This is a genomic window from Xanthomonas hortorum, from assembly GCF_040279205.1.
In the GTDB taxonomy this organism is placed as follows: domain Bacteria; phylum Pseudomonadota; class Gammaproteobacteria; order Xanthomonadales; family Xanthomonadaceae; genus Xanthomonas; species Xanthomonas hortorum_F.
In genome coordinates this window covers 16,389-39,844 of the sequence record NZ_JBEOLS010000002.1, presented here as the reverse complement: position 1 = coordinate 39,844, position 23,456 = coordinate 16,389, and the positions used below count along the sequence as shown (strand labels likewise).

The following is a 23,456-nucleotide window of genomic DNA, read 5'->3' as shown; positions in this document are numbered from 1 at the left end:
AAAGAAGATCAGGGCTGCGGCCACGTCGCGGCATCCCACAACAGTTGCGGCTGCTCGACCAACACATCGGCTTGCCAACTCAAGGGATCGTCATCGTTCAGCCGATAGCCCCACAACACCGCTACCGATGGCATCGCTGCCGCGCGTGCGGCCAGGATGTCGCGCTCATCGTCGCCCACATAGACGCACTGCGCAGGCGCAATGCCGATGCGTTCGGCAGCTGTCAGCAACGGCAACGGATGCGGCTTGCGCTCGGCCAGCGTATCGCCGCCGATCAACACCGCGCAGCGCTGTTCCCAGCCAAGTTGCGGCAGGATCAGCCGCGCTAGGTATTCGGGCTTGTTGGTGACGATGCCCCACACGCACCCCGCACGATCCAGCCGCAGCAGCAATTCTTCGACACCCTCGAACAGCTGCGATTGCGTACCGATCAAGGCTTCATAGCGACGCAGGAATTCCGGCACCAAGGCATCGCGGGCGTCCGCATCGAGTTCGGCAAACGCAACTGACAGCATCGCGCGCGAGCCTTTCGACACCACGGGGCGCAGCTGCGCCAACGCGATCGGCGCACGTCCCCGCTCGCTCAGCATCGCGTTGACGGTGGCCAGCATGTCCGGCGCGCTGTCCAGCAAGGTGCCATCCAGATCGAACAACACCGCACGCGGGAAATTCATAGACGCCCCGCCGCTGGAAGGCTGCGTCTCGCCATCCGCAAGGTGCGAATGCGCAGACATCAAGCACCCACCTGCTGTTGCCAATCCCGACTCCCCACTCCCCAATCCCTGCTCGTCACGGCTTCACCGCATAGGCCAGATAATTCACCTCGGTGCGCGACGACAGCCGCGCACGATTGCGCCACGGCTCGTACAGCATGCCGCTGACGTCTTCCAGCTGCAGCTCGGCGCTGCGCAACCACGCCGCAAGTTCTGCCGGCTTGATGAAGTCCTTGTAGTGATGCGTGCCTTTGGGCAGCAACCGCGCGATGTATTCGGCACCGACCACCGCCAGCGCAAACGCGGCCGGGGTGCGATTGAGCGTGGACAGGAACAGCTTGCCGCCCGGCTTGAGCAGGCTGGCGCAGGCGCGGATGATCGCGGTCGGGTCCGGCACGTGCTCGAGCATTTCCATGCAGGTCACCGCATCGAAACTGCCCGGCTGCTCGGCCGCCAGGTCTTCCACCGATTGCACGCGGTAATCCACCTGCACGCCCGATTCCAGGCTGTGCAGGCGCGCCACCTTGACCAACTCCGGGGCCAGATCGATCGCGGTGACCTGCGCGCCCAGACGCGCCATCGACTCGCTGAGCAACCCGCCGCCGCAGCCGACATCGAGCACGCGCGCGCCGGCAAGATCCAGCCGCGCGGAGACGTAATCCAGACGCACCGGGTTCAGCGCATGTAGCGGCTTCTGCGGGCCGTCGGCATCCCACCAGCGCGTTGCAAGCGCGGCGAATTTATCCAATTCGCTCTGATGAAAATTGCCGGAGGTGGTGTGAGTATTCGGATTCATGCGGAGCTCCGTGTTGCGATGACGCGCGCTCAGGCGCGGACGGTGCGGATGCGGTCGCGCCACTGCCGCGCATTGGCGACCAGGGCAGCGGTATCCATGTCGACCAGCTCGCGCTGCACCAGTTTGGGCTTGCCGGCGATCCACACATCGGTGACCTGATGGCGGCCGGCCGAATAGATCAGTTGCGACAGCACATGATGCAGCGGCTGGGTCTCCAATGCAGACAGATCCACGCAGACCAGATCGGCCTGCTTGCCGATTTCGATCGAACCGATCTTGTCGCCGAAGCCCAGTGCACGCGCGCCGCCCAGGGTGGCCGCACGCAAGGTGGTGGCCGCATCCAGCGCAGTGGCATCGTTGGCCACCGCTTTGGCCAGAATGGCCGCGGTGCGGTTCTCGCTGAACATGTCCAGATCGTTGTTGCTGGCGCAGCCATCGGTGCCGATGGCCAGGTTCACGCCGGCACGTTGCAGCGCGCAGGCCGGGCAAAACCCCGAGGCCAGCTTGAGATTGGATTCCGGGCAATGCACCACGCTCACACCGCGCTCGGCGCATAGATGGATTTCCGCCTCGGTGAGCTGGGTCATGTGCACGGCGATCAGGCGGTCGTTGACCAGACCCAATCGATCCAGACGCGCCAGCGGGCGCTGACCATACTGCTTGATCGAATCGGCCACTTCCTGCGCGGTCTCGTGCGTATGCAGATGCACCGGCAGGTCGAGCTGGTCGGCCAGCATGCGCACACGCTCGAAGTTGGCATCGTTCACCGTGTACGGCGCATGCGGCGCAAACGCGGTGCTGATCAGCGGATCGTCGCGCCATTGGTCGTGCAATTCACCGGCACGCGCAAAGTATTCGTCGTCCGACGAGGCCCACGCGGTGGGGAAATCGATGATCACCGCGCCCACCAGCGCGCGGAAGCCATGCTGCTTGTAGACCGCCGCCTGCACATCGGCGAAGAAGTAGTTTTCGTTGACGCAGGTGGTGCCGCCACGCAGCATTTCAGCAATGGCGAGCGTGGTGCCGTCGGCCACGAACTCCGGCCCGATCACCGCCGCTTCCACCGGCCAGATGTGCTGCTGCAGCCACACCATCAGCGGCAGATCGTCGGCAATGCCGCGCAGCAGCGTCATCGGGTTATGCGTATGTGCATTCACCAGGCCCGGCATCAGCGCTGCCTCCGGGCGTGAGACGGTCTGCTTCGGCGCAAACCGTGCGCGTGCTTCGGCAATCGGCAGGATCGCCACGATGGCGCCGTTGCTGACCGCCACCGCGTGGCCTTCGAGCACCACCGCATGCGGTTCGATCGGCACCACGTAGCCGGCTTCGATCAACAGGTCGCATGCTTCGGGAGGGGCATTGGTCATGAGCGGATCCATAAAGGGTTAGTTGTCGAACGGCCAGCTGGTATCGCCACCCGCCACAGCCACATAGCGCTGGCCGTTGTAGCGCAGCACCTGGCGCACGCGACGGGTGCGTTCGGTAATGGTGTCGCTGTCAGCTACGCTTTCCGCGGTAGATACGTTGGCTGTCAGCAGGATGTCCGCATAGCCGGCATGTGCCTGCGGTGCCATGCTCAGGCTCAGATTGGCGACTTCGGTGATCACATCGCTTTTCCCCACACTGCACGGCTCGCCTTTCACACGTTGCCACGCATAGAGATCGCGTTGCAGTACCGGGCGCAAGCTGCGCCCCTCGCGCACCAGCAAGGTCAATGCCTGATTGCTGTAAAAATCCGGGCAGCTGGGCCCCTGCGCGGCGCTATGTACTACCACGCCGATCGCACGCACGCCCTTGGCCAGGTCGTAGCGCGCGGTATCCAGACGCAAACTGTCTGCATCGAGTTCGAAGGCGGCGTCCTCACCCATCTCCTGCGCGTAGAACGCCAGCACCTTGCCACTGGCCGCATCGAGCATGGCCACACGCAACTCAATGTCGCGCTCGCCAGGCACGGTCTGGGCGTCGCCAGCAAATGCGATTGCCGCCAGCCGGATCGCCGCATCGTTCGGCCACGGCTTGCACGTCTGAGCCACCGCACGCTCGACCGGTACCGTGGCTGCAGCGCCGCCCACGACCCCGGAGGTTGCAATGGCCGCAACGGCGGCCACGTCACCTGCGCCGCAGGTTGCGGCCGCCGCTTGCGCCAAGGCCGGGCACGCTGCGAGCGCCGCCCACAGCCCCATCAGGACACCGGCACTGCGTACCGCTCGACCAGGCCAGCGTCCCGGGCGCATCCGGCTTACTTGACGCGCGCCGAGTATTCGCCCGAGCGCGTATCGACCTTGATGATTTCATCCTGGTTGACGAACAGCGGCACGCGCACCACCGCGCCGGTTTCCAGCGTCGCCGGCTTGCCGCCGCCGCCGGAGGTATCGCCCCGCACGCCCGGATCGGTCTCGGTGATCTTGAGCTCGACGAAGTTCGGCGGCTGCACCCAGATCGGCGCGCCATTCCACAACGTCACGATGCAGTCTTCCTCGCCCTTGAGCCACTTCTCGGCGCCGCCCATGCCGGCCTTGTCGGTCTGCACCTGCTCGAAGGTTTCCGGGTCCATGAAGTGCCAGTACTCGCCATCGCTGTACAGGTAACGCATGTCGGTATCGACGACGTCGGCCACTTCCACGTCGTCGGTCGCCTTCATGGTCATTTCGACCACGCGACCGGACTTGATGAAGCGGTACTTCATGCGGGTGAAGGCCTGGCCCTTGCCCGGCTTGACGTATTCGGTCTCGGTGATGACCGCCGGCTCGTTGTTGACCAGGATCTTCATGCCGTTCTTGACGTCGTTCATGCCAACAGTGGCCATGGTGCAGCTCCTCGATAAGACCACGACCTGCCACAGGCCGTGGCAGGTCGGATTAGAATGGGGCGCCCGCCGCAACCGGCGGGCATTGGTTTTGTGACCGCACATGATACCCGCAGCCCCCCTCGCCTTACAGCCATCTCCGCCCCCCACCCTGCAGCCGCAGCGCTGGCAGCAGCAGTGGCGCGATGCCGTGCGCGACCCACGCGAGCTACTGGCGCTGCTGGGCCTGGACGCGGCGGCTGCCGGCATCAGCGCAGAGGCAGTCGCCCAGTTCCCGCTGCGGGTACCACGCGCGTTCGTGGCGCGCATGCGCCGTGGCGACCTGCACGACCCATTGCTGCGCCAGGTGCTGCCGCTGGATGCCGAAATGCGGCCGGTGCCGGGCTTCGGCCTGGATGCGGTGGGCGATGGCGCCGCCAAGACCGCAGACGGTGTGATCCAGAAATACCGCGGCCGCGCCCTGCTGATCGCCACCGGCAGCTGCGCGGTGCACTGCCGCTACTGCTTCCGCCGCCACTTCCCGTACGCCGAGGAAACCGCCGCGCGCGATGGATGGCGCGAGGCGGTGGCCGCGATCGCCGCCGACCCCGGCATCGACGAAGTGCTGCTGTCCGGCGGCGACCCGCTGTCGCTGGCCACCAGCAAACTGGCCGAACTCACCGACGCGCTGGCCGCCATCGGGCACATCAAACGCCTGCGCATCCATAGCCGGCTGCCGGTCGTGCTGCCCGAGCGCGTCGATGCGCCGCTGCTGGCCTGGCTGCGCAGCCTGCCCTGGCCAGTGGCCTTTGTGATACACGCCAACCACGCCAACGAATTCGATTCCACCGTGGACGCCGCCATGCGTGCTCTGCGCGAGGCCGGCGCGCAACTGCTCAACCAGGCCGTGCTGCTGCGCGGGGTCAACGACAGCGTGGACGCGCTGGCCGCCTTGAGCGAACGCAGCTTCGCCGCCGGCGTGCTGCCGTATTACCTGCACCAGCTCGACCGGGTTGCCGGGGTTGCACACTTCGAAGTCGACGATGCGCAGGCGCGCGCCCTGCATACCGAACTGGCAACGCGTCTGTCGGGTTATCTGGTGCCGCGCCTGGTGCGCGAGATTCCTGGCGATACCGGAAAGCGGCCGCTGTAATCACGACCGCAGTGGACGCTGGCGTGCAACGTAGGAGCGCCCTTGGGCGCGATGAAGCCTTCCCGGTAACGCCCCATCGCGCGCAGGCACGCTCCTACGCACCGCGCCACGGCACGTTAAACCAACCTACGCACGCCACTCACCCCGCCGCGATCAGCTTGACCAAATCGGCCGGGCTCAGCGGCCTGCTGAACCAGTAGCCCTGGCCCAGGTCGCAGCCGCGATCGCGCAATAGATTGAATTGCGCTTCCTGCTCGATCCCCTCGGCCACCACCGTGATGCCCAGCGAATGCGCCATGCCGATGATGGCGGTGGTCAGCGCCAGATCGTCCGGGTCGCGCTGCAGGTCGGCAATGAAACTCTTGTCGATCTTGACCCCGTCCACCGGCACCTGGCGCAGATGGCTCAAACCGGAGAACCCGGTACCGAAGTCGTCCAGCCACACCTTCACCCCGGTGCGGTGCAACTGATCGAGCAGGCTGGCGGCCATCATTTCGTCGCCGATCACTGCGGTTTCGGTCAGTTCCAGATGCAGGCGCGCGGCCGGCAAGCCGGATTCGGCCAGGCACTCGGCCACAGTGTCGATCAGGTCGCCACTGCGCAACTGACGCGGTGAGACGTTGACCGAGATGAACAAGCCATCGCCCACCACCGGCCACTGAGCCGCCTCCAGGCAGGCCGCGCGCAGCACCCTGGGGCCGATCACTTCGATCAGGCCGCTCTGCTCGGCGATATCGATGAAGGTGGACGGCGGAATCGTGCCGAGGGCCGGGTGCTGCCAGCGCAACAACACCTCCACACCGACCAGCACACGGTCGATGGTGCGGTAGATCGGTTGATAGACCAGGCGCAGCTCGTCGCGCTCCCACGCCCCGCGCAGCTCATGCTCCATATGCACACGGCGTTCGACTGCATGATCAGCGGCGCGGCTATAGAAACGATGGCAATTCTTGCCGGCAACCTTGGCCTGGTACATCGCGATGTCGCCGTTCTTCAACAGCGCGGTGGCGTCGTTGGCATCGTCCGGGAACAACGTGATGCCGATCGAGGTGCCCAGGAACACCTCGCGGCCCTGCACATTCAACGGCCGGCTCAACTCGTGCACCAGCCGGTCTGCGAGCTGGGCGGCCAGCAGCGTGACATCGCCGCTCTGCAGCAGGATCACGAACTCGTCGCCGCCGAAGCGCGCCAGAATCGCATCGTCGCCACCCAGGGCGCCCACCGCACGGCTGATGCGGCTGGCGAACTGCAGCAGCGCCTCATCGCCGGCCTCGTGCCCAAGTGTGTCGTTGACGCGTTTGAAGTCGTCGATATCGGCAAACAGCAGCGCCAGCTTGCTGTCGGTGCTGCGCGCGGTATTGAGCAGATGGTCCAGGCCTTCGCGAAAGCCCAGCCGGTTGGTCAGCCCGGTCAACGCGTCGGTATAGGCCATGTGGCGCACTTCGCGATCGTGCCGGGCGATGCTTTCGCTCATGCGCCCGAACGCGGACATCAACTCGCCGATTTCGTCGTTACGCGGATGCGGCGGCAGTTGCACTGCGTAATCGCCGCGCTCGATCTGCTTGGCCGCTGCAGCCAGCAAGCGCACCGGCGCCACCAGCGTGCGCTGCACGTAGATGGCCAGCAACACACCCAATGCGACCAATGCCGCCAGCAGCACCAGTAGCCAGCCAAGATCGCGCTTGCCGATCGCGTTGAGGTTTTGCACCAGGGTCAGATTCGCGCCGGACTCGATCTTGCGCACCCGCTCGCGCGACATGCCCACGCGCACGCCGCCGATGCGCTGGTCGCCGATCTTGATCGGCACCGTCACATCCAGCACCTCAGGCGAGGATTGCAGCAGCATGGTGCGCGCGCTGGCCGCCTTGGCCGCCAGCGGGTCGTTCATCGTCTGACCGTAGCGCTGCAGCGTCGGCGTGCCGTCGTGCACCAGCCGGCCACGTCGGTCGAACACCAGCACGTAACTCACCACCTGCTGACGCGAGGCGTTGCGCACCAGTGCACCCACCGCTCCCAGGTCGGAGTAGTACAGCGGATTGGCCAGGCCGGCCGCCAGCTCGGTGGCCAGTGTTTCGCCACGCGAGCGCAGGCTGCGATCGAACAGCTCGTGCAGAATCTGTGCACTGAGCCCGCGCACCTCGCGCTGCATCGCGCTCTGGCGTTGCAACAACGAGGCCAGAATCGCGCCGACCAGCAGCAGCGTCAGCGCCATCACCAACAGAAAACGTGCCTGCAAACCAAAGCGCACCTGAGTCATTCCACCTGGTCCCTGACACGTTGCACACCGGCGCTCAACGCATTCAGGCGTCGGCGGCTGTTGTCATCCAGAGGATGGAATGCGGTGGTGCCAAAAAAGCGCTTCAATGCCGGGCCGGCTTGCGGGTCGGACGCGGCCTGCAGCAAGACGATGCGCAACTGCCGCTCCACCGCCGGGTCCAGCCCGGTACGCACCATCTCCACCGCACGCGGCACCGGCGCACTGCGGTGCACGATGCGGAAGTCGCGCTTGAAGGTCGCCGGCAAGTGGCGTTCGTCGTCCCAATCGGCATTGCTGAAAGCGCCCGCATCGATCAGGCGCTTGTGCACGAATGCGGCCACGTTCAATTTCGTACCGACCATCAAATAACCGACCGACCCCGGCACCTGGATATCGTCCGGCGACAACAGCACATCGCAGGCGATGCCGTTGCGCAGCAACTCCAGCATCGGCAGCAGATAGCCACTGGTGGACGAGGCGTTCTGCAACGCAAGAGTGTGCCCGCGCAGTTGCTTGAGCGACTGGATCGGGCTGTCGCGGCGCACGAAGAACACGGTGTGGAACTCGCGCATACCGCCGCGCTCGGTCATCACCAACGGATGCGCACCGCCGCGCTGTTCCAGCAGCATTGCCGCACCGGTGGTTTCGCTGACCCAATCGACCCGGCCACGGCGCAGGTAGCTGGACATCTGCCGCGCATCCGGCGCCATCAGGATTTCGCCACGGCGGATGCCGACCTCGCGCATGCGCGGCACCACGTAATCCAGCAAGGGCTTGAGTTGCTCGTAATGGGTGGCGGGATCGTCGCTGATCCGGCCAAGCACCAGGACCGAAGAAGGCGCTGCCGCCGCCGTCACGGCAAAGCCCGCCCCAGCGAGCAGCCAACAGGCAATCAGACACCATCGTAGACCGCGCAAACGGGACACTCCCTAGAGCCGCCGACAGCCTAGCCGAATCTCTCAAGATGTGACAGACGTCAGTTTCCGGCCCGCTTTGCCAGCATGGCCATGCGCTGGGCATCGGACAGGATGCCGCGCAGCAAGCGCACCTCCTGCTCGCTCATTTCGGTGCGCAACAACAGCCGCCGCAGCTTGCGCATCGCCGACTCCGGCGCGCGGCCCTTGTGGAAATCGATGTCGTCCAGCGTCTCGCCCAACTGGGCAAACATGCCTTCCAGTTGCGCGTGACTGGCGGGGCCTTCGCGCAGTGCGCCGGTGGTGGCTGCCGGCGCCGGTTCCGCCTGGCCCGCTTCCAACTGTGCCAACCGCACTTCATAGGCAAGCACCTGTACTGCGGCGGCCAGGTTGAGCGAACTGAAAGCCGGGTCGGACGGGATATGCACGGCCGCGTGGCAGAGCTGCAACTCGTCGTTGGTCAGCCCGGTGCGCTCGCGGCCGAACACGATCGCCACTTCCGCCGGCTCGCCGGCCTTGGCCAGGGCACGGCGTGCGCCGGCGTCCGGCAGCAACTCTTCCAACGCCACCCGGCGCGCGCGCGCGGTGCAGCCGATCACCAGCGTGCAATCGGCCACCGCCTCGCCCAGCGTGGCGAAGACCGGTGCATCGCCGAGCACGTCCTCGGCACCGGCAGAGCGCCGGTAGGCGTCTTCGTCGAGGGCGCGCTCGGGGGCGACCAGCACCAGACGCGAGATCCCCATCGTCTTCATCGCGCGCGCGGCGGCGCCGATGTTGCCTGGATGCTGGGTACCGACAAGAACAAAACGGATGCGCTGACTGACGGACATGAACGGAGATTGGGGAGCTGTTCGGTCGTAGATGGTAAACTGCGCGACCGGTTTCGTGCCGGACCGCTCTTTTACCTTCGCCAATTCTTCAATTCTGCCTTCACGGGAGCTTTAACCATGCAGAAACCCGCCGTCACCGTCATGGTCAAAGCCGCCCGCCTCGCCGGCAATGTGCTGTTGCGCGGTATCAACAAGCTCGACTCGCTCAATGTGGTGCAGAAGGGCCGCATGGATTACGCCAGCGAAGTCGATGCCGATGCCGAGAAGGTCATCATCAAGGAACTCAAGCGCGGCTACCCCGAGTACGCCGTGTTCGGCGAAGAAGGCGGCGTGCAGGGCGGCAAGAGTGGCCGTTACACCTGGGTCATCGACCCGTTGGATGGCACCAGCAACTATCTGCGCGGCTTTCCGCATTACTGCGTGTCGATCGCGCTGGTGGAAAACGGCGAGCCCACCGATGCGGTGATCTTCGACCCGCTGCGCAACGAGCTGTTCACCGCCAGCCGCGGTGCCGGCGCGGTGCTCAACGACCGCCGCATCCGCATTGCCGAACGCAAGGACCTGGAGGGCGCGATGGTCCACACGGGCTTCCCGCCGCGCGAGCGTGCACGCATCAGTGCGCAGCTGAAGTGCGTCGATGCGCTGCTGGTGCAGGCCGAAGATGTGCGTCGCACCGGTTCTGCCGCGCTGGATCTGGCCTATGTGGCCTGCGGCCGCGCCGATGCGTATTTCGAAGCTGGCGTCAAAGCCTGGGACATCGCCGCCGGCGTGCTGCTGGTACGCGAAGCCGGTGGCCGGGTCTGCGACTACAAGGGCGCCACCCCGCCGCGCATGGACAACATGGGCCCGGAAACGCAGCAGATCGTGGCCGGCAACATCAAGATCAGCGATGCGCTGCAGAAGGTCATCGTCAACACCGGCTACGCGCGCGAGTTCGACGCCAAGTTCTGATCAGCGCTCCGGCAATCGTAGGAGCGCGCTTGCGCGCGATGAAGCTTTCCCAGGGAACGCCTCTTTGCGACCAAGGTCGCTCCTACACGACAGACCGCAGCAAACGAAGAAGGCCTGGATCGCTCCCGGCCTTCTTCGTTGATGGCGCTGTTGTTACAGCGCCACTGCAGAACTCAGGCGATCGCAGCGTGGTAGCGGCGCTCGACTTCTTCCCAGTTCACCGCGTTATAGAACGCGCCGATGTATTCCGGGCGACGGTTCTGATACTTCAGGTAGTACGCGTGTTCCCACACGTCCAGGCCCAGGATCGGGGTGTTGCCTTCGAACAGCGGGCTGTCCTGGTTGGCGGTGCTTTCGACCACCAGCTTCTTGTCCGGGGTCACGCTCAACCACGCCCAGCCCGAGCCGAAGCGGCTGACGGCAGCCTTGGTGAAGGCTTCCTTGAACTTCTCGAAACCACCGATGTCCTTGTCGATCGCCTTGGCGACCTCGCCCTTGGGCTCGCCGCCGCCATTGGGCGACAGCACGGTCCAGAACAGCGAATGGTTGGCGTGGCCACCACCGTTGTTGCGCACCGGGCCCTGCAGGTTTTCCGGCAGGCTCTTCAGCTTGGACACCAACTCTTCGACCGGCAGGTCCGCATACTCCGTCCCTTCCAGCGCCGCATTGACGTTGTTGATGTAGGTCTGGTGATGCTTGGTGTGATGGATCTCCATCGTCTGCGCATCGATATTCGGTTCCAGCGCGTCGTAGGCGTAGGGCAACTGCGGAAGGGTGTAAGCCATGCGTGTCTCCTGAACTTGCCGCCCGGCGAAGACCGGGCGTTGCGGGATAAATAGTAGGGACGGCGGCGGCGCTTACCAAGAGTGCTGGCAGGGAAACTTCATCCCATCGCACACCGCGTCGTGTTCGCTGCACACCTTGCACCATGCCCCGGTTACTTGGGCGTGAATCGCGCAGGCGTACACATGCCGCGGCGTTCAAAGTCGACACAGTCGCGCAACGGCATACTTGATCTGCCGTCTCCACATTCGTTTCCGGATCGTCTTCATGCGCAAGCCCGCTTTGTTGATCGTCGCCATCGTGCTGCTTGTCGCCGGCTTATGGGGCATGCGCGTGATGCAGACGCCCAAGCCGCAGTTCGCACCACAGCTCAACGCGCCGATCGCCGCGACAGCGCCGCCCGAACAGACGCCTCGGCAGCAGGGTCTTCCGGGTTTTCTACCACCCGAAGCAATGGCCACGATCACGTTGATCCAGCGCGGCGGGCCGTTCCCGCATGCGCAAGACGGCAGCGTATTCGGCAATCGCGAACAACGCCTGCCCGAGCGCGAGCGCGGCTACTACCACGAGTACACCGTGGAGACGCCCGGCAGCCCTGACCGCGGCGCACGCCGCATCGTCACTGGCGGCACGCCGCCGCAAGCTTGGTACTACAGCGACGATCATTACCAGAGCTTCAAATCGTTCAAAGGCCCCACGCAGGAGCAGGCGCCATGAGCGCAGGCGACTTCGCACTGGACCTGTCCGATCCGCAACAATCAGGCGTCTATCAAGCCGACACCGACGATCTGGACACCATGGCCGCGCTCGCCCGCGACGCCGGCCTGCACATCCTGCGTGTGGATCTGGCCAGTTGCAGCGACAAGCACATGTTGCTGATGCGCCTGGCCACCCAACTGGATTTCCCGGCCAGCTTCGGTCGCAACTGGGACGCGCTCTCCGATGCCTTGCGCGACCTGGCCTGGCTCCCCGCAGCACATGGCTATGCGCTGTTGATCAACGGCGCAGACGCACTCGCGCGCACTGCACCGAACGATCGCAACACCTTGCTGGATATTTTCGATGAAGCCGCCACTGCCTGGGCCGCTCGCGGGCTCACATTTGCAGCATTTGTGGCGCCCGCGAGTGCTTGCGACTGAGAGCGGCTAACAAACCCTCTCGAACGCTGTAGCGATGGCGGCAACGTGTTGGCCGCACTCGCCTTCGTTGGCGAATGACGCACTGTCGGAAATGGCAGCGAAATCTAGATGCGAATCAAAAGCCTGGTTAGTCGAGTGCGCGGTGCCCTCACCGCCCGCGGGACACGCCGTGAATCCGTCCCTGGAGGCTCGGTGGCGGCATCCATGCCGCCACACGGTCCCGCAATCGGTGAGGACACCGCACCAGACAGTTAATAGGTTGCCTTGTTCAAAAGCATGCACACCGACCATCTCGACTGGTCCTTGCCCGCCTACCGTCGCGGGACCTTACGCGGCATGGATGCCGCGTAAGAGCCTACATGGACGTACTTGCGGCGTGTCCCGCGATGGTGGGCGGGCAAGGACCCTGCAGCAAACCCGCAGATCAGCCGCTCTACAAGTCATCTATCAGCTCGCGATGCTTGTTTGCCGCGCCTAAAAACCAAAGACCGGCACGCAGTCGTACGCCGGTTGAGCTATCAACTATCCAGTTCGCTCCAGCGCGCGAACGCCGCATCCAGCTGCGCCTGTGCATCGCCCAGCGCGGCGGTATGCGCGGCCATCGCTGCGCTGTCGCGCTGATAGAAGGCCGGGTCGTTCATCGCATTGGTGAGCGCTGCGACCTGTTGCTCCAGGCTGTCGATCAAGGCCGGCAACTGCTCCAGTTCGCGCGCATCCTTGTAGCTGAGCTTGCGCTTGGGCGCAGCTTCCGCCGGTGCGGCAGCAGGCGCCGCTGGCGTAGTCGCAGCCGCCGTCGCCGATGCCTTGGCAACCGCCATCGCGTTGGGCGCCGGGGTGCGGCGCTGACGCAGCGAATCGCTGTAACCACCAACGTAATCGCCGACCAAGCCCTCGCCTTCCATCACCAAGGTGGAGGTCACCACGTTGTCGAGGAAGTCGCGGTCATGGCTGACCAGCAACAAGGTGCCGGTGTATTCGCCTAGCAGCTCTTCCAGCAGCTCCAGCGTTTCCACGTCCAGATCGTTGGTCGGTTCGTCCATCACAAGCAGGTTGGACGGCTGCGCAAACAGCCGCGCCAGCAGCAGGCGATTGCGTTCGCCACCGGAGAGACGTGTGATCGGCGCGCGGGCGCGCTCCGGGGTGAACAAGAAGTCCTGCAGATACGCATGCACATGCTTGCGCTTGCCGTTGATCTCGATGAAATCGCGGCCTTCGGCCACGTTTTCGATCGCACTCCAGTCTTCGCGCAACGTGGAGCGGTACTGATCGAAATACGCAATCTGAAGATTGGTGCCGATGCGGATTTCGCCCTGCTGCGCCTGCAGATCGCCCAGCAACAGCTTGAGCAAGGTGGTCTTGCCGCTGCCGTTGGGGCCGATCAGACCGATGCGGTCGCCACGCTGGATGATGGTCGAAAAATCCTTGACCATCGTGCGTGCGCCGAACGCGAAGCCGACCTCCTTGGTCTCGATCACCTTCTTGCCGGACGACTCGCCCTGCGAGACTTCCATGCGCACATTGCCGCTCAGATCGCGGCGCTGGCCACGTTCGTTGCGCATCGATTCCAGACGCCGCACACGACCTTCGTCGCGGGTCCGACGCGCCTTGATACCTTGCCGGATCCAGATTTCTTCCTGCGCCAGCATCTTGTCGAAACGCGCATTCTCCTGCGCCTGCGCATTGAGTCGTTCCTCGCGACGGCGCTCGTAATTGGCCCAGTCGCCCGGCCAGCTGGTGACCTGGCCGCGATCGATTTCGACGATGCGCGTGGCCAACGCACGCAAGAAGCGCCGGTCATGGGTCACGAACAGCACGCTGCCGTTCCAGCCTTTCAGGAACGACTCCAGCCAATCGATGGCTTCGATATCCAGATGGTTGGTCGGCTCGTCCAGCAGCAGCACGTCCGGCGAAGACACCAGCGAGCGCGCCAGCAGCACACGACGCTTCATGCCGCCGGACAGGCGTGCAAACTCCGCATCGCCGTCCAGTTCCAGCTTGGTCAGCGTCTCGGTGACGCGCTGATCCAGCGCCCAACCGTCGGCCGCATCGATCTTGGCCTGCACCTTGCCGAACGCATCGCCATCGAACACCTCGGCATGGCTGAGCTGATGGAATTCGGCCAGCCAATGGCCAAGCTCGCCCAGGCCATCGGCCACCACCTCGAACACGCTGCCGCCGGTGCCCTGCGGCACCTCCTGCTCCAGCCGTGCGATGCGCACGCCCTGTTGCACGCGTACTTCGCCGTCGTCTGGCTTGAGCTCGCCGGCGATCAATTTCATCAAGGTCGATTTGCCGGCGCCGTTGCGGCCGATCAGGGCGATACGCTCGCCCGGCTCGATCGTGAGGTCGGTTTTTTCCAGCAACAAGGGGCCGCCGACGCTGTAGTCGACGCTTTGCAGAGTGATTAAAGGCATGGGCCGATTGTACGGGAATCGGGAATAGTGAATCGGGAATGGAAACCCCTCGCCGTTGCAATTCCCCATTCCCCACTCCCGATTCCCGCTAAAATGCGCCATGAACGAATTCTCCGCGCTGCCGCTGTCGCCGGCCCTGGCCCCCGGCATCGACGCCCTTGGCTACACCGTACTCACTCCCATCCAGGCGCAAAGCCTGCCGCCGATCCTGCAAGGGCTCGATGTCATCGCCCAGGCGCCGACCGGTAGCGGCAAGACCGCTGCCTTCGGGCTGGGCCTGCTGCAAAAGCTCGACCCTGCGCTGACCCGCGCGCAGGCGCTGGTGCTATGCCCTACCCGCGAGCTGGCCGATCAGGTCGGCAAGCAGCTGCGCAAGCTGGCCACCGGCATTCCGAACATGAAACTGGTGGTACTGACCGGCGGCATGCCGCTGGGCCCGCAACTGGCCTCGCTGGAAGCGCACGACCCGCAAGTGGTGGTCGGCACGCCCGGACGCATCCAGGAACTGGCCCGCAAGCGCGCACTGCATCTGGGTGGCGTACGCACGCTGGTGCTGGACGAGGCCGACCGCATGCTCGACATGGGCTTCGAAGAACCCATCCGCGAGATCGCCAGCCGCTGCGACAAACACCGTCAGAGCCTGCTGTTTTCGGCCACCTTCCCGGACATCATCCGCACGCTGGCGCGCGAGATCCTGAAGGACCCGATCGAAATCACCGTCGAAGGCGCCGATAACGCGCCGGAAATCGACCAGCAATTCTTCGAGGTCGACCCGACCTATCGACAGAAAGCCGTCGCCGGGCTGCTGCTGCGCTTCAATCCCGAATCCAGCGTGGTGTTCTGCAATACCCGCAAGGAAGTGGACGAAGTGGCCGGTTCGCTGCAGGAGTTCGGCTTCTCTGCGCTGGCCCTGCATGGCGACATGGAGCAGCGCGACCGCGATGAAGTGCTGGTGCGCTTCGTCAACCGCAGCTGCAACGTGTTGGTGGCCAGCGATGTGGCCGCCCGCGGGCTGGACGTGGAAGACCTTGCGGCAGTGGTCAATTACGAGCTGCCCACCGATACCGAAACCTACCGCCACCGCATCGGCCGCACCGCGCGCGCCGGCAAGCGTGGGCTGGCACTCAGCCTGGTGGCCTCACGCGAAACAGGGCGCGCACAGGCACTGGAAGCCGAACAAGGCCAGCCGCTGAAGTGGTCGCGTGCACCGTTGGCCACCGCGCGCCCGGCGCAGCTGCCGCAGGCGGCCATGACCACCTTGCGCATCGACGGCGGCAAGACCGACAAGCTGCGTGCCGGCGACATTCTCGGCGCGTTGACCGGCGAAGCAGGACTCTCGGGCGCGGCGATCGGCAAGATCGCCATCTACCCCACCCGCTCCTATGTCGCCATCGCCCGCGCGCACGTTGCCAAGGCACTGGCGCATCTGCATGCGGGCAAGATCAAGGGACGCCGGTTTCGGGTCAGCAAGCTGTAATCAGCCGCCTGGCAGGCACCCTGCCGGCCATACGATCAAGCGGAGGTGCTGAAGCGCCTGCCGCACCATCTACAGGGATGCGCATTCTCGCGCATCCATGTCGCCAGACGATCGATCGGCAAGCCGCTCGATCAGCAAGCCGTGTGAATCAGTAGCTCAACGTGGCCAGCAACGGCACGTCATCGGCCCACTTGCTGCGGCCCTGCAGCGCCAGCAACTCGACCAGCACCGCCGCACCGACGATTTCCAGTTCCAGCTGTGCAGCAAGCCCCAGCGCCGCGCGCAGCGTGCCGCCGGTGGCGAGCACGTCATCGACGATCAACACGCGCGCGCCACGCGGCAACGCGTCCTCGTGCATTTCGATGCGATCGGTGCCGTATTCCAGCGCGTATTCCTGGACCAACGTCCGTCCGGGCAGCTTGCCTGGCTTGCGCACCGGCACAAAACCCGTGCGCAGTTCGCGCGCCAGCGCCGCGCCCAGAATGAAACCACGCGCCTCGATGCCCAGGACCGCGTCCAGCGGCGTGGTGCGCCAGGGCTGCGCCATTTCGTCCAGCGCCGAGGCAAAGTCCGGGCCGTCCGACAGCAGCGGGGTGATGTCCTTGAAGACGATGCCCGGCTTGGGAAAGTCGGTGATATCGCGGATCCGTTCAGCCCAATGGTTGGGTCCGGAAGAATTAGTGCCGGCGCAGCGGGTGCAGTCAGTCATGGTGGCGGTGGGGCATCAAAGCCGGTGGGGATCACCCCATTCTAGGCTGCGTGGAAGCATGACGCTGCGTTTACGGCATACGTGCTGCTGAGCGCGTCAGGAACTGCACGACAGCATCGAGCAGCCGGCACGGTCGCGCGCCCACTCCGGCCGCCGCGCAGCAAACGCGTCGCGGCCAGGTTGGTCGTCGCAGGGCCGGCGCATGACCTCCAGCAACTCCTGCACGCCGGAGGGATCGCCCTGCTCTGCCAGATCGATCGCCTGCTGCGCCAGATAGTTGCGCAGCACGTAGCGTGGGTTGGCCAGGCGCATGCGTTCGCGGCGTTGGTCCGGCGACAGCGTGTCCTGACCCAGTCGCGTGGCATAGCGTTGCAGCCATTCCTGCAACTGCCCGGCGTGCGCAAGGCGCTTGTCCTGGTCGTAGAACGCTTCGCGCAGCAGCTCCGGGTCGGGATGCTCCGGCGACAACTCGATCAGGCCGCGAAATGTCAGCGTCATGTCCATCTCGGCCGCGTGCATCAATTCACGCAGCGCATCGATCAAGTGCAGATCCTCGTCGCGACAGTCGGCCAGACCCAGCTTGGCCGCGGTGTCGCGGCGGTCGCAGGCCAGGTAGGTATCGCGGAAGTGGTCCAGCCCCTGCTGCAACGGCGCCGCATCGGCAAACAGCGGCGCCAGCGCCTGCGCCAGGCGTCCCAGATTCCAGTACGCCACTTGCGGCTGGGTGCCGAAGCGGTAACGCCGGCCCTGCGCATCGGTGGTATTCGGCGTCCAGTCCGGGTCGTAGTCGTCGACCCAGCCATATGGGCCGTAATCGATGGTCAGGCCCAGGATCGACATGTTGTCGGTGTTCATCACCCCATGCACGAAACCGACCCGCATCCAGTGCGCCACCATCACGGCGGTGCGCTCGCAGACCTGCGCAAACCAGGCCGCGTACAGATTCTCGCCAGCACCTTCCAACTCCGGGAAATCGCGTGCAATGGTGAAATCCGCCCACTGCCGCAGCAGCGCGGTATCGCCGCGCGCACTGGGCAACTCGAAATTGCCGAAGCGAATGAACGACGGCGCCACCCGGCATACGATGGCGCCGGGCTCGCGCTGCGGGCGGCCGTCGTAAAACATGTCGCGCACCACTGCATCGCCGGTCGTGACCAGGCTCAGTGCGCGCGTGGTCGGCACACCCAGATGGTGCATCGCTTCGCTGCACAGGAATTCGCGAATCGACGAGCGCAGCACCGCGCGCCCATCGGCACCACGCGAATACGGGGTCGGGCCGGCGCCCTTGAGCTGCAATTCGTAGCGACCACCATCGACCGCGATCGCCTCGCCCAGCGAAATCGCCCGGCCATCGCCGAGCTGGCCGGCCCAATGCCCGAACTGATGCCCGCCGTAATTGACCGCCCACGGCTGCATGCCCGGATATAACGCGTTGCCGCCAAACACCTCGGCAAAACGGGCACTGGCAAGCTCGGCCTCGTCCAGCCCGAGTTGCTGCGCCATCTCGGCAGAATAGGCGAGCAGCCTGGGCGCTGCGACCGGCGTCGGCGACACCGACGACCAGGCAGCGACCACATCCCGGCGACGCGGCCCTTCTTCCGGATCACCAGGCAACTGCTGACGCAGACGGTTGTCGAACTGGATATCTGTCATGGCGACAAGCCTAGGCCAGAGCGGGTGAACTTCGCATGGGTGAACCGCGCATCCTATTCGCTACCGACCTCGTATCCCCATTCGAGACACGCTGAACTACCAGCATCCAGCCGCACTCGTACATCACAACAGCCGCAGATTTATTCCTCTTCAGTTATTACAGCGACCCTACCCATGCGCTTGCACACTTCCCGTTGGCTTCGCCCGGCCCTTTTGCTACTCGGCTCGTTAAGCCTGAGCGCCTGCAGCAGCGTGTTCTTCGGCGGCATCAACGCTGCATCCAGCCGCACTGGCGTCATCGAACACCGTCACGAGGTTTTCGACCCGGAACACGGCCTGGCGCTGGACGTCTACCAACCGCGCGGCGCCGTCGATGCGCCGGTGGTGGTGTTTTTCTATGGCGGCACCTGGAAGCGTGGCGCCCGCGCCAACTATCGCTGGGTCGGCCGCTCGCTGGCCCGCGAGGGCATGGTGGTGATGGTGGCCGACTACCGAAAGTACCCGCAGGTCCGGCTGGACGGCTTCATGACCGATGCCGCACAGGCCACCGCCTGGAGCCATCAGCACGCACGCGCCTACGGCGGAGACCCAGCCCGCCTGGCCGTGATGGGCCACTCCGCAGGTGCGCACATCGCCGGACTGCTCGCCACCGATCGCCGATGGCTGCAGGCACAGGGCATGCAGCCACGCCAACTCTGCGGTTTCGTCGGCCTCGCAGGCCCTTACGACTTCTCGCCGATGACCGACCCCGAATTGATCCAGATCTTCGGGACCTCACCTGCCGAACAGGAAGCCTCACAACCCATTCGTCATGTGGATGGGGACGAGCCGCCGATGTTGCTGCTGCACGGCGATGCCGATCACGTGGTGGAACCGCGCAACAGCACGGTTCTCGCTGCCGCCGAACAACAGGCGGGAGTCCAGGCGCACCGCATTTTTTATCCAGGAATGGGCCATATGCGCTTGGTGCTGTCACTCCGCAAGGACTCGCAAGTGATGCGCGACACATTGCAGTTCCTGCGGCAGTGTCGCGCACCCTGAGGTCTGGACGTCCGCGCGCAGGTGGTTGCGGGCGGAATTGGGACGTCGGGATTGGGGAGTCGCAAACCCAGACGACTGGCGGCAAGCAAAGTGATCTCTGCTTGCCGCAGCATTACGGCTCACCAAGCCGCTGCCAGCATTACTCTGGGGACTTGCGTCCCATCAGCTCGAACGGGCCGCCCTTTTTCAGCGCGGCCTGATACGCCGGACGCGCTTCGATCCGCTCCAGAAACGCGCGCAAACGCGGATAATTTTCAAATCCGCCACCACGCGCCGCGGCGGCCTGCACCGGAAAGCTCATCTGAATGTCGGCCGCAGTAAAGCGCTCACCGGCGAACCAGTTGCTGGCCTGCAAGGATTGCTCTATCCAGTCCAGATGCAGCTTGAGTTGCGGGCTGACGAAGCCCGACATCGCCTTGTCCGCAATCGCGCGCGCAATGGGCTTGACGAAAAACGGCATCGGCGCACTGCGAATGCGCGCGAAGATCAGCGTCATCAACAATGGCGGCATCGCCGAACCTTCGGCGTAATGCATCCAGTAGCGAAACTGCATGCGCTCCGGCGAATCCTGCGGACGCGGCGATGGCGACAGCGCGCATTCGGTGTCGTAGCGTTCGGTCACATACTCCATGATCGCGCCGGACTCGGCCACGGTCAGATCGCCATCCACAATCAGGGGTGATTTGCCGAGCGGATGGATCGCACGCAATGCGGCCGGTGCCAGCATGGTCTTGGGGTCGCGCTCATGCCGCACGATCTGGTACGGCAGCGCCAGTTCTTCCAGCAGCCACAGCACGCGCTGGGAACGGGAATTATTGAGATGGTGGACAGTGATCATGAGAAGAGCTGCGCGCGGAAAGCGCACATCCTACCCATCCACGCGTCGTCGCCGCGCTCACTCGCGCCTGCAGCCTCGGCGATGCTAACGATGTAAGCGCTTTACTTAAACGACGCCCAATAAAAAAACGCCGGTCGCTTGCGCGACCGGCGTTTTTGGCAACCTTACGGTTGCAGACGGATTAGACCGCCTGCACCTGGTCAGCCTGCATGCCCTTCTGGCCCTGCACGGCGACGAAGGTCACTTTCTGGCCTTCCTGCAGCGACTTGAAGCCTGTGCCCTGGATGGCGCGGAAGTGCACGAACAGGTCCGGGCCGCTTTCCGGGGTGATGAAGCCGAAGCCCTTGGCATCGTTGAACCACTTCACAGTACCGTTTAGACGTTCTGACATTTTACTAACTCCTGAACTATTGATTGATAAATCGCAGCGTCCGAAAAGCCGGAGCTGAGACTGAGTTGCAGGCGTTGGTAAAGCGGAACGATGAAGCGAGATCTGTAACGATCCGGCTGCATCAGGCCACGATTCACGGTGACCCTTGCAAACACAGTGCGTGCACAATACTCGCGATTCCAATAAAAAGCGACACCCCGCGTCAAAATTTTTACTATCGGGCCAAATCCGACCACATGTCAGGTCCCTTCCCTATCGATATCACCTTATGAATACGCCGAGTACGCCAACCCAGGCGCAGATCTGGGTCGATGCCGATGCCTGTCCTGCCGTGGTCCGCGACATCTTGTTCAGAGCTGCCGTGCGCACCGGCACCGCAGTGACCCTGGTGGCCAATCATTTCCTGCCCACGCCCCGCCTGGCGCATGTGCGCGCCGTCCAGGTTCCGGGCGGACCGGACGCGGCCGATGATGCCATTGCCGAACGGGTAGCCGCCGGCGATCTTGTCGTCACGCAGGACATTCCATTGGCCGCCCGTGTCCTGGAGCAAGGCGCGACCGCCATCAGCCCGCGCGGCGAGCCATTCACCAACAACTCCATCAAGGAGCGCCTGTCGGTACGCAGCTTTCTGGAAGAACTGCGCGGTGCCGGCGTCGCCACCGGTGGGCCGCCTGCGCTGCATGCACGCGACCGCCAGGCGTTTGCTGCGCAACTGGACCGCTGGCTGGCCGCGCAACCGCGCGCCTAGCGCCAGCACGCCGGGCTTGCAGCGGGGGCGTATCATAGGCGCCCTTTGCAACCGGCATCCTGATGGCTCTTACCGCCACCGTCCGCAGGGCGGAACTTCAGATCAGCGACATGGACCGTGGCTATTACGCCAACCATTCGCTGACCCTGGCCCAGCACCCCTCCGAAACCGACGAGCGCCTGATGGTGCGGCTGCTGGCGTTCGCGCTGTTTGCCGACGACCGCCTGGAGTTCGGCCGCGGGCTGAGCAACGACGACGAGCCCGACCTGTGGCGGCGCGATTACACCGGCGACCCGGATCTGTGGATCGACCTCGGCCAGCCGGACGAAAGCCGCGTGCGCAAGGCCTGCAATCGCTCGCGTGAGGCAGTGGTGATCGGCTACGGCGGCCAGGCCACCGAAACCTGGTGGAAGAAGCAGGCCAATGCGCTCGGCCGGCAACGCAACCTGCGCGTGCTGGAGCTCGATTCGCAGGCCACCGAGGCACTTGGCGCCTTGATCCAGCGCGGCATGCGTTTCGATGTGATCATCCAGGACGGCGAGGTGCAGATGCTCGCAGATCAGGGCAGCGTCACCCTGACCCCGATGGTGCGGCAAGCCCCGGCCGAATGAGCACGCGTTACGACGTGCTGGTCATCGGTGCCGGCGCGGCCGGACTGATGAGCGCCTTCACCGCCGGCCGACGTGGCCGCCAGGTGCTGGTGATCGACCACGCCAACAAGGTCGGCAAGAAGATCCTGATGTCCGGTGGCGGGCGCTGCAACTTCACCAATACCGGCACCACGCCAGGCAACTTTTTGTCGGCCAATCGGCATTTCTGCAAATCCGCGCTGGCCCGCTACAGCCCGGCGGATTTCGTGGAAATGGTCGAGCGCCACGGCATCGCCTATCACGAGAAAGAGCTGGGCCAGCTGTTCTGCGACATCTCGTCCAAGCAGATCGTGCGCATGTTGCTGGACGAATGCGAAGCGGCTGGCGTGCAGGTGCGTACCGAGTGCGAAGTACGCTCGGTGCGGCGCGACAGCGATGGCTTCAGTATCGAAACCAGCCAGGGGCGCGTGCAGGCGCAATCGCTGATCGTGGCCACCGGCGGGCTGTCGATTCCGAGCATGGGCGCCAGCGGCTTCGGCTATACGCTGGCCAAACAGTTTGGCCACGAGCTGCTGCCGACACGCGCCGGGCTGGTTCCGCTGACGCTGAGTGGCAAGCATCAGGAGCGGCTGCAGGAGTTGTCCGGGCTGGCCTTGCCGGTCGAGGCGCACTGCAACGGGGTCAGCTTTCGCAATTTCATGCTGGTTACCCACCGCGGCGTCAGTGGCCCGGCGATCCTGCAGATCTCCTCGTTTTGGCAGCCCGGCGATGATCTGCGCCTGGACCTGCTGCCCGGCCAGGATGCTGCAGTGTGGTTGCGCGAACAAAAAAACCAACGCGGCGCCACCGAACTGCGCAATGTACTGGCCGATGTGCTGCCGCGACGCTTTGCGCAGCGCTTGTGCGAAGTGTGGCTGCCGGACAAGCCGGTGCGTCAGCTCGATCCGCCGCAACTGCAGGGCGCGGCAGACCTGCTCGGCGCATTTCCGCTGGTCGCCAGCGGAACCGAAGGCTACCGTACCGCTGAAGTAACCCTCGGCGGTGTCGATACCAACCAGGTCTCCAGTGCATCCATGGAGTCGCGTCTGGTGGCCGGCTTGTATTTCGTCGGCGAGGTGCTGGATGTAACGGGATGGTTGGGCGGCTACAACTTTCAGTGGGCATGGGCATCCGGTCACGCCGCAGGAAGCGTCGCTTAAGCCTATGCTGGGTGATAGAAACGTGGCCCAAGTCTCACCCCGGATGCGGGCTTGTCCACACACATGGACGCCTCC

The 23,456-nt window shown here is 64.7% G+C and carries 23 protein-coding genes; 9 read left to right on the top strand and 14 right to left on the bottom strand.

Translation table 11 applies throughout. From position 1 onward, the window contains the following. Positions 1-8: 8 nt before the first annotated feature. From ABS769_RS01095 to efp, 5 genes are all read right to left on the bottom strand, one after another. Complete coding sequence (locus ABS769_RS01095) at positions 9-674, bottom strand: phosphoglycolate phosphatase (RefSeq protein ID WP_317062511.1); 666 nt, start codon at positions 672-674, stop codon at positions 9-11. Positions 675-789: 115 nt separating this feature from the next. Further along, a complete protein-coding gene (gene ubiG, locus ABS769_RS01090; protein WP_006450329.1) occupies positions 790-1,509 on the bottom strand; it encodes a bifunctional 2-polyprenyl-6-hydroxyphenol methylase/3-demethylubiquinol 3-O-methyltransferase UbiG in 720 nt (239 codons plus the stop codon). 29 nt (positions 1,510-1,538) lie between these two features. After that, complete coding sequence (locus ABS769_RS01085) at positions 1,539-2,876, bottom strand: TRZ/ATZ family hydrolase (protein ID WP_317062509.1); 1,338 nt, start codon at positions 2,874-2,876, stop codon at positions 1,539-1,541. An 18-nt stretch (positions 2,877-2,894) separates the two neighbouring features. Further along, positions 2,895-3,692, bottom strand: a complete 798-nt coding sequence (locus ABS769_RS01080) for a hypothetical protein (RefSeq protein WP_430544181.1) — start codon at positions 3,690-3,692, stop codon at positions 2,895-2,897. 56 nt (positions 3,693-3,748) lie between these two features. Next, positions 3,749-4,315: an elongation factor P gene (efp, locus tag ABS769_RS01075; protein WP_006450332.1), complete on the bottom strand. Its 567-nt coding sequence runs from the start codon at positions 4,313-4,315 to the stop codon at positions 3,749-3,751. Positions 4,316-4,418: 103 nt separating this feature from the next. Between efp and epmB the strand changes: the two genes are divergently transcribed. Continuing rightward, on the top strand, positions 4,419-5,447 hold the full coding sequence (epmB, locus tag ABS769_RS01070; RefSeq protein ID WP_317062507.1) for an EF-P beta-lysylation protein EpmB: 1,029 nt from the start codon (positions 4,419-4,421) through the stop codon (positions 5,445-5,447). A gap of 139 nt (positions 5,448-5,586) precedes the next feature. Here the strand turns inward: epmB and ABS769_RS01065 are convergent, their stop codons facing one another. From ABS769_RS01065 to ABS769_RS01055, 3 genes are read right to left on the bottom strand one after another with little or no spacing between them, the layout of a single operon-like run. Further along, positions 5,587-7,704, bottom strand: a complete 2,118-nt coding sequence (locus ABS769_RS01065; protein WP_317062506.1) for a putative bifunctional diguanylate cyclase/phosphodiesterase — start codon at positions 7,702-7,704, stop codon at positions 5,587-5,589. Continuing rightward, positions 7,701-8,630: a phosphate/phosphite/phosphonate ABC transporter substrate-binding protein gene (locus ABS769_RS01060; RefSeq protein ID WP_317062505.1), complete on the bottom strand. Its 930-nt coding sequence runs from the start codon at positions 8,628-8,630 to the stop codon at positions 7,701-7,703. Before ABS769_RS01060 ends, ABS769_RS01065 begins: the two co-directional genes overlap by 4 nt. Before the next feature lie 50 nt (positions 8,631-8,680). Then, the gene (locus ABS769_RS01055; RefSeq protein ID WP_006450336.1) at positions 8,681-9,448 is read right to left on the bottom strand and encodes an RNA methyltransferase; all 768 of its coding nucleotides are present in this window, start codon (positions 9,446-9,448) and stop codon (positions 8,681-8,683) included. A 117-nt stretch (positions 9,449-9,565) separates the two neighbouring features. Here ABS769_RS01055 and ABS769_RS01050 point away from each other — a divergent pair, with 117 nt between their 5' ends. Then, the gene (locus ABS769_RS01050) at positions 9,566-10,399 is read left to right on the top strand and encodes an inositol monophosphatase family protein (protein ID WP_006450337.1); all 834 of its coding nucleotides are present in this window, start codon (positions 9,566-9,568) and stop codon (positions 10,397-10,399) included. A gap of 173 nt (positions 10,400-10,572) precedes the next feature. On the opposite strand, the gene ABS769_RS01045 is transcribed toward ABS769_RS01050, so the two are convergent. Beyond that, a complete protein-coding gene (locus ABS769_RS01045; protein ID WP_016904847.1) occupies positions 10,573-11,184 on the bottom strand; it encodes a superoxide dismutase in 612 nt (203 codons plus the stop codon). Positions 11,185-11,449: 265 nt separating this feature from the next. Between ABS769_RS01045 and ABS769_RS01040 the strand changes: the two genes are divergently transcribed. Further along, a complete protein-coding gene (locus tag ABS769_RS01040; protein WP_317062502.1) occupies positions 11,450-11,899 on the top strand; it encodes a ribonuclease in 450 nt (149 codons plus the stop codon). Further along, positions 11,896-12,321, top strand: a complete 426-nt coding sequence (locus ABS769_RS01035) for a barstar family protein (protein WP_317062501.1) — start codon at positions 11,896-11,898, stop codon at positions 12,319-12,321. Before ABS769_RS01040 ends, ABS769_RS01035 begins: the two co-directional genes overlap by 4 nt. 518 nt (positions 12,322-12,839) lie before the next feature. Here the strand turns inward: ABS769_RS01035 and ABS769_RS01030 are convergent. Continuing rightward, positions 12,840-14,735 carry an ATP-binding cassette domain-containing protein gene (locus ABS769_RS01030; RefSeq protein WP_176339819.1) on the bottom strand — a complete coding sequence of 632 codons (1,896 nt, stop codon included), beginning with the start codon at positions 14,733-14,735 and terminating at the stop codon, positions 12,840-12,842. Positions 14,736-14,835: 100 nt separating this feature from the next. On the opposite strand from ABS769_RS01030, the gene dbpA reads away from it, so the two are divergent. After that, positions 14,836-16,212 (top strand): ATP-dependent RNA helicase DbpA, encoded by a 1,377-nt coding sequence (gene dbpA, locus ABS769_RS01025; protein WP_006452773.1) that lies wholly within the window; start codon positions 14,836-14,838, stop codon positions 16,210-16,212. A gap of 148 nt (positions 16,213-16,360) precedes the next feature. Here dbpA and ABS769_RS01020 read toward each other — a convergent pair whose 3' ends face one another. Together ABS769_RS01020 and ABS769_RS01015 are read right to left on the bottom strand one after the other, a co-directional pair. Then, positions 16,361-16,921: an adenine phosphoribosyltransferase gene (locus ABS769_RS01020; protein WP_317062500.1), complete on the bottom strand. Its 561-nt coding sequence runs from the start codon at positions 16,919-16,921 to the stop codon at positions 16,361-16,363. A gap of 96 nt (positions 16,922-17,017) precedes the next feature. After that, on the bottom strand, positions 17,018-18,574 hold the full coding sequence (locus tag ABS769_RS01015) for a protein adenylyltransferase SelO (protein ID WP_317062499.1): 1,557 nt from the start codon (positions 18,572-18,574) through the stop codon (positions 17,018-17,020). A gap of 174 nt (positions 18,575-18,748) precedes the next feature. Here ABS769_RS01015 and ABS769_RS01010 point away from each other — a divergent pair, with 174 nt between their 5' ends. Further along, positions 18,749-19,615 carry an alpha/beta hydrolase gene (locus ABS769_RS01010; RefSeq protein ID WP_317062498.1) on the top strand — a complete coding sequence of 289 codons (867 nt, stop codon included), beginning with the start codon at positions 18,749-18,751 and terminating at the stop codon, positions 19,613-19,615. A gap of 139 nt (positions 19,616-19,754) precedes the next feature. Here ABS769_RS01010 and ABS769_RS01005 read toward each other — a convergent pair whose 3' ends face one another. Both ABS769_RS01005 and ABS769_RS01000 read right to left on the bottom strand, forming a co-directional pair. Further along, on the bottom strand, positions 19,755-20,453 hold the full coding sequence (locus ABS769_RS01005) for a glutathione S-transferase (RefSeq protein ID WP_317062497.1): 699 nt from the start codon (positions 20,451-20,453) through the stop codon (positions 19,755-19,757). Between the two features lie 181 nt (positions 20,454-20,634). Further along, positions 20,635-20,844 (bottom strand): cold-shock protein, encoded by a 210-nt coding sequence (locus ABS769_RS01000; protein ID WP_205394530.1) that lies wholly within the window; start codon positions 20,842-20,844, stop codon positions 20,635-20,637. Positions 20,845-21,112: 268 nt separating this feature from the next. Between ABS769_RS01000 and ABS769_RS00995 the strand changes: the two genes are divergently transcribed. From ABS769_RS00995 to ABS769_RS00985, 3 genes are all read left to right on the top strand, one after another. After that, the gene (locus ABS769_RS00995; protein ID WP_317062496.1) at positions 21,113-21,592 is read left to right on the top strand and encodes a YaiI/YqxD family protein; all 480 of its coding nucleotides are present in this window, start codon (positions 21,113-21,115) and stop codon (positions 21,590-21,592) included. A gap of 62 nt (positions 21,593-21,654) precedes the next feature. After that, the gene (locus tag ABS769_RS00990) at positions 21,655-22,203 is read left to right on the top strand and encodes a YaeQ family protein (RefSeq protein ID WP_115040186.1); all 549 of its coding nucleotides are present in this window, start codon (positions 21,655-21,657) and stop codon (positions 22,201-22,203) included. Further along, complete coding sequence (locus tag ABS769_RS00985; protein WP_317062494.1) at positions 22,200-23,381, top strand: NAD(P)/FAD-dependent oxidoreductase; 1,182 nt, start codon at positions 22,200-22,202, stop codon at positions 23,379-23,381. Before ABS769_RS00990 ends, ABS769_RS00985 begins: the two co-directional genes overlap by 4 nt. The last annotated feature ends 75 nt before the right edge of the window (positions 23,382-23,456 follow it).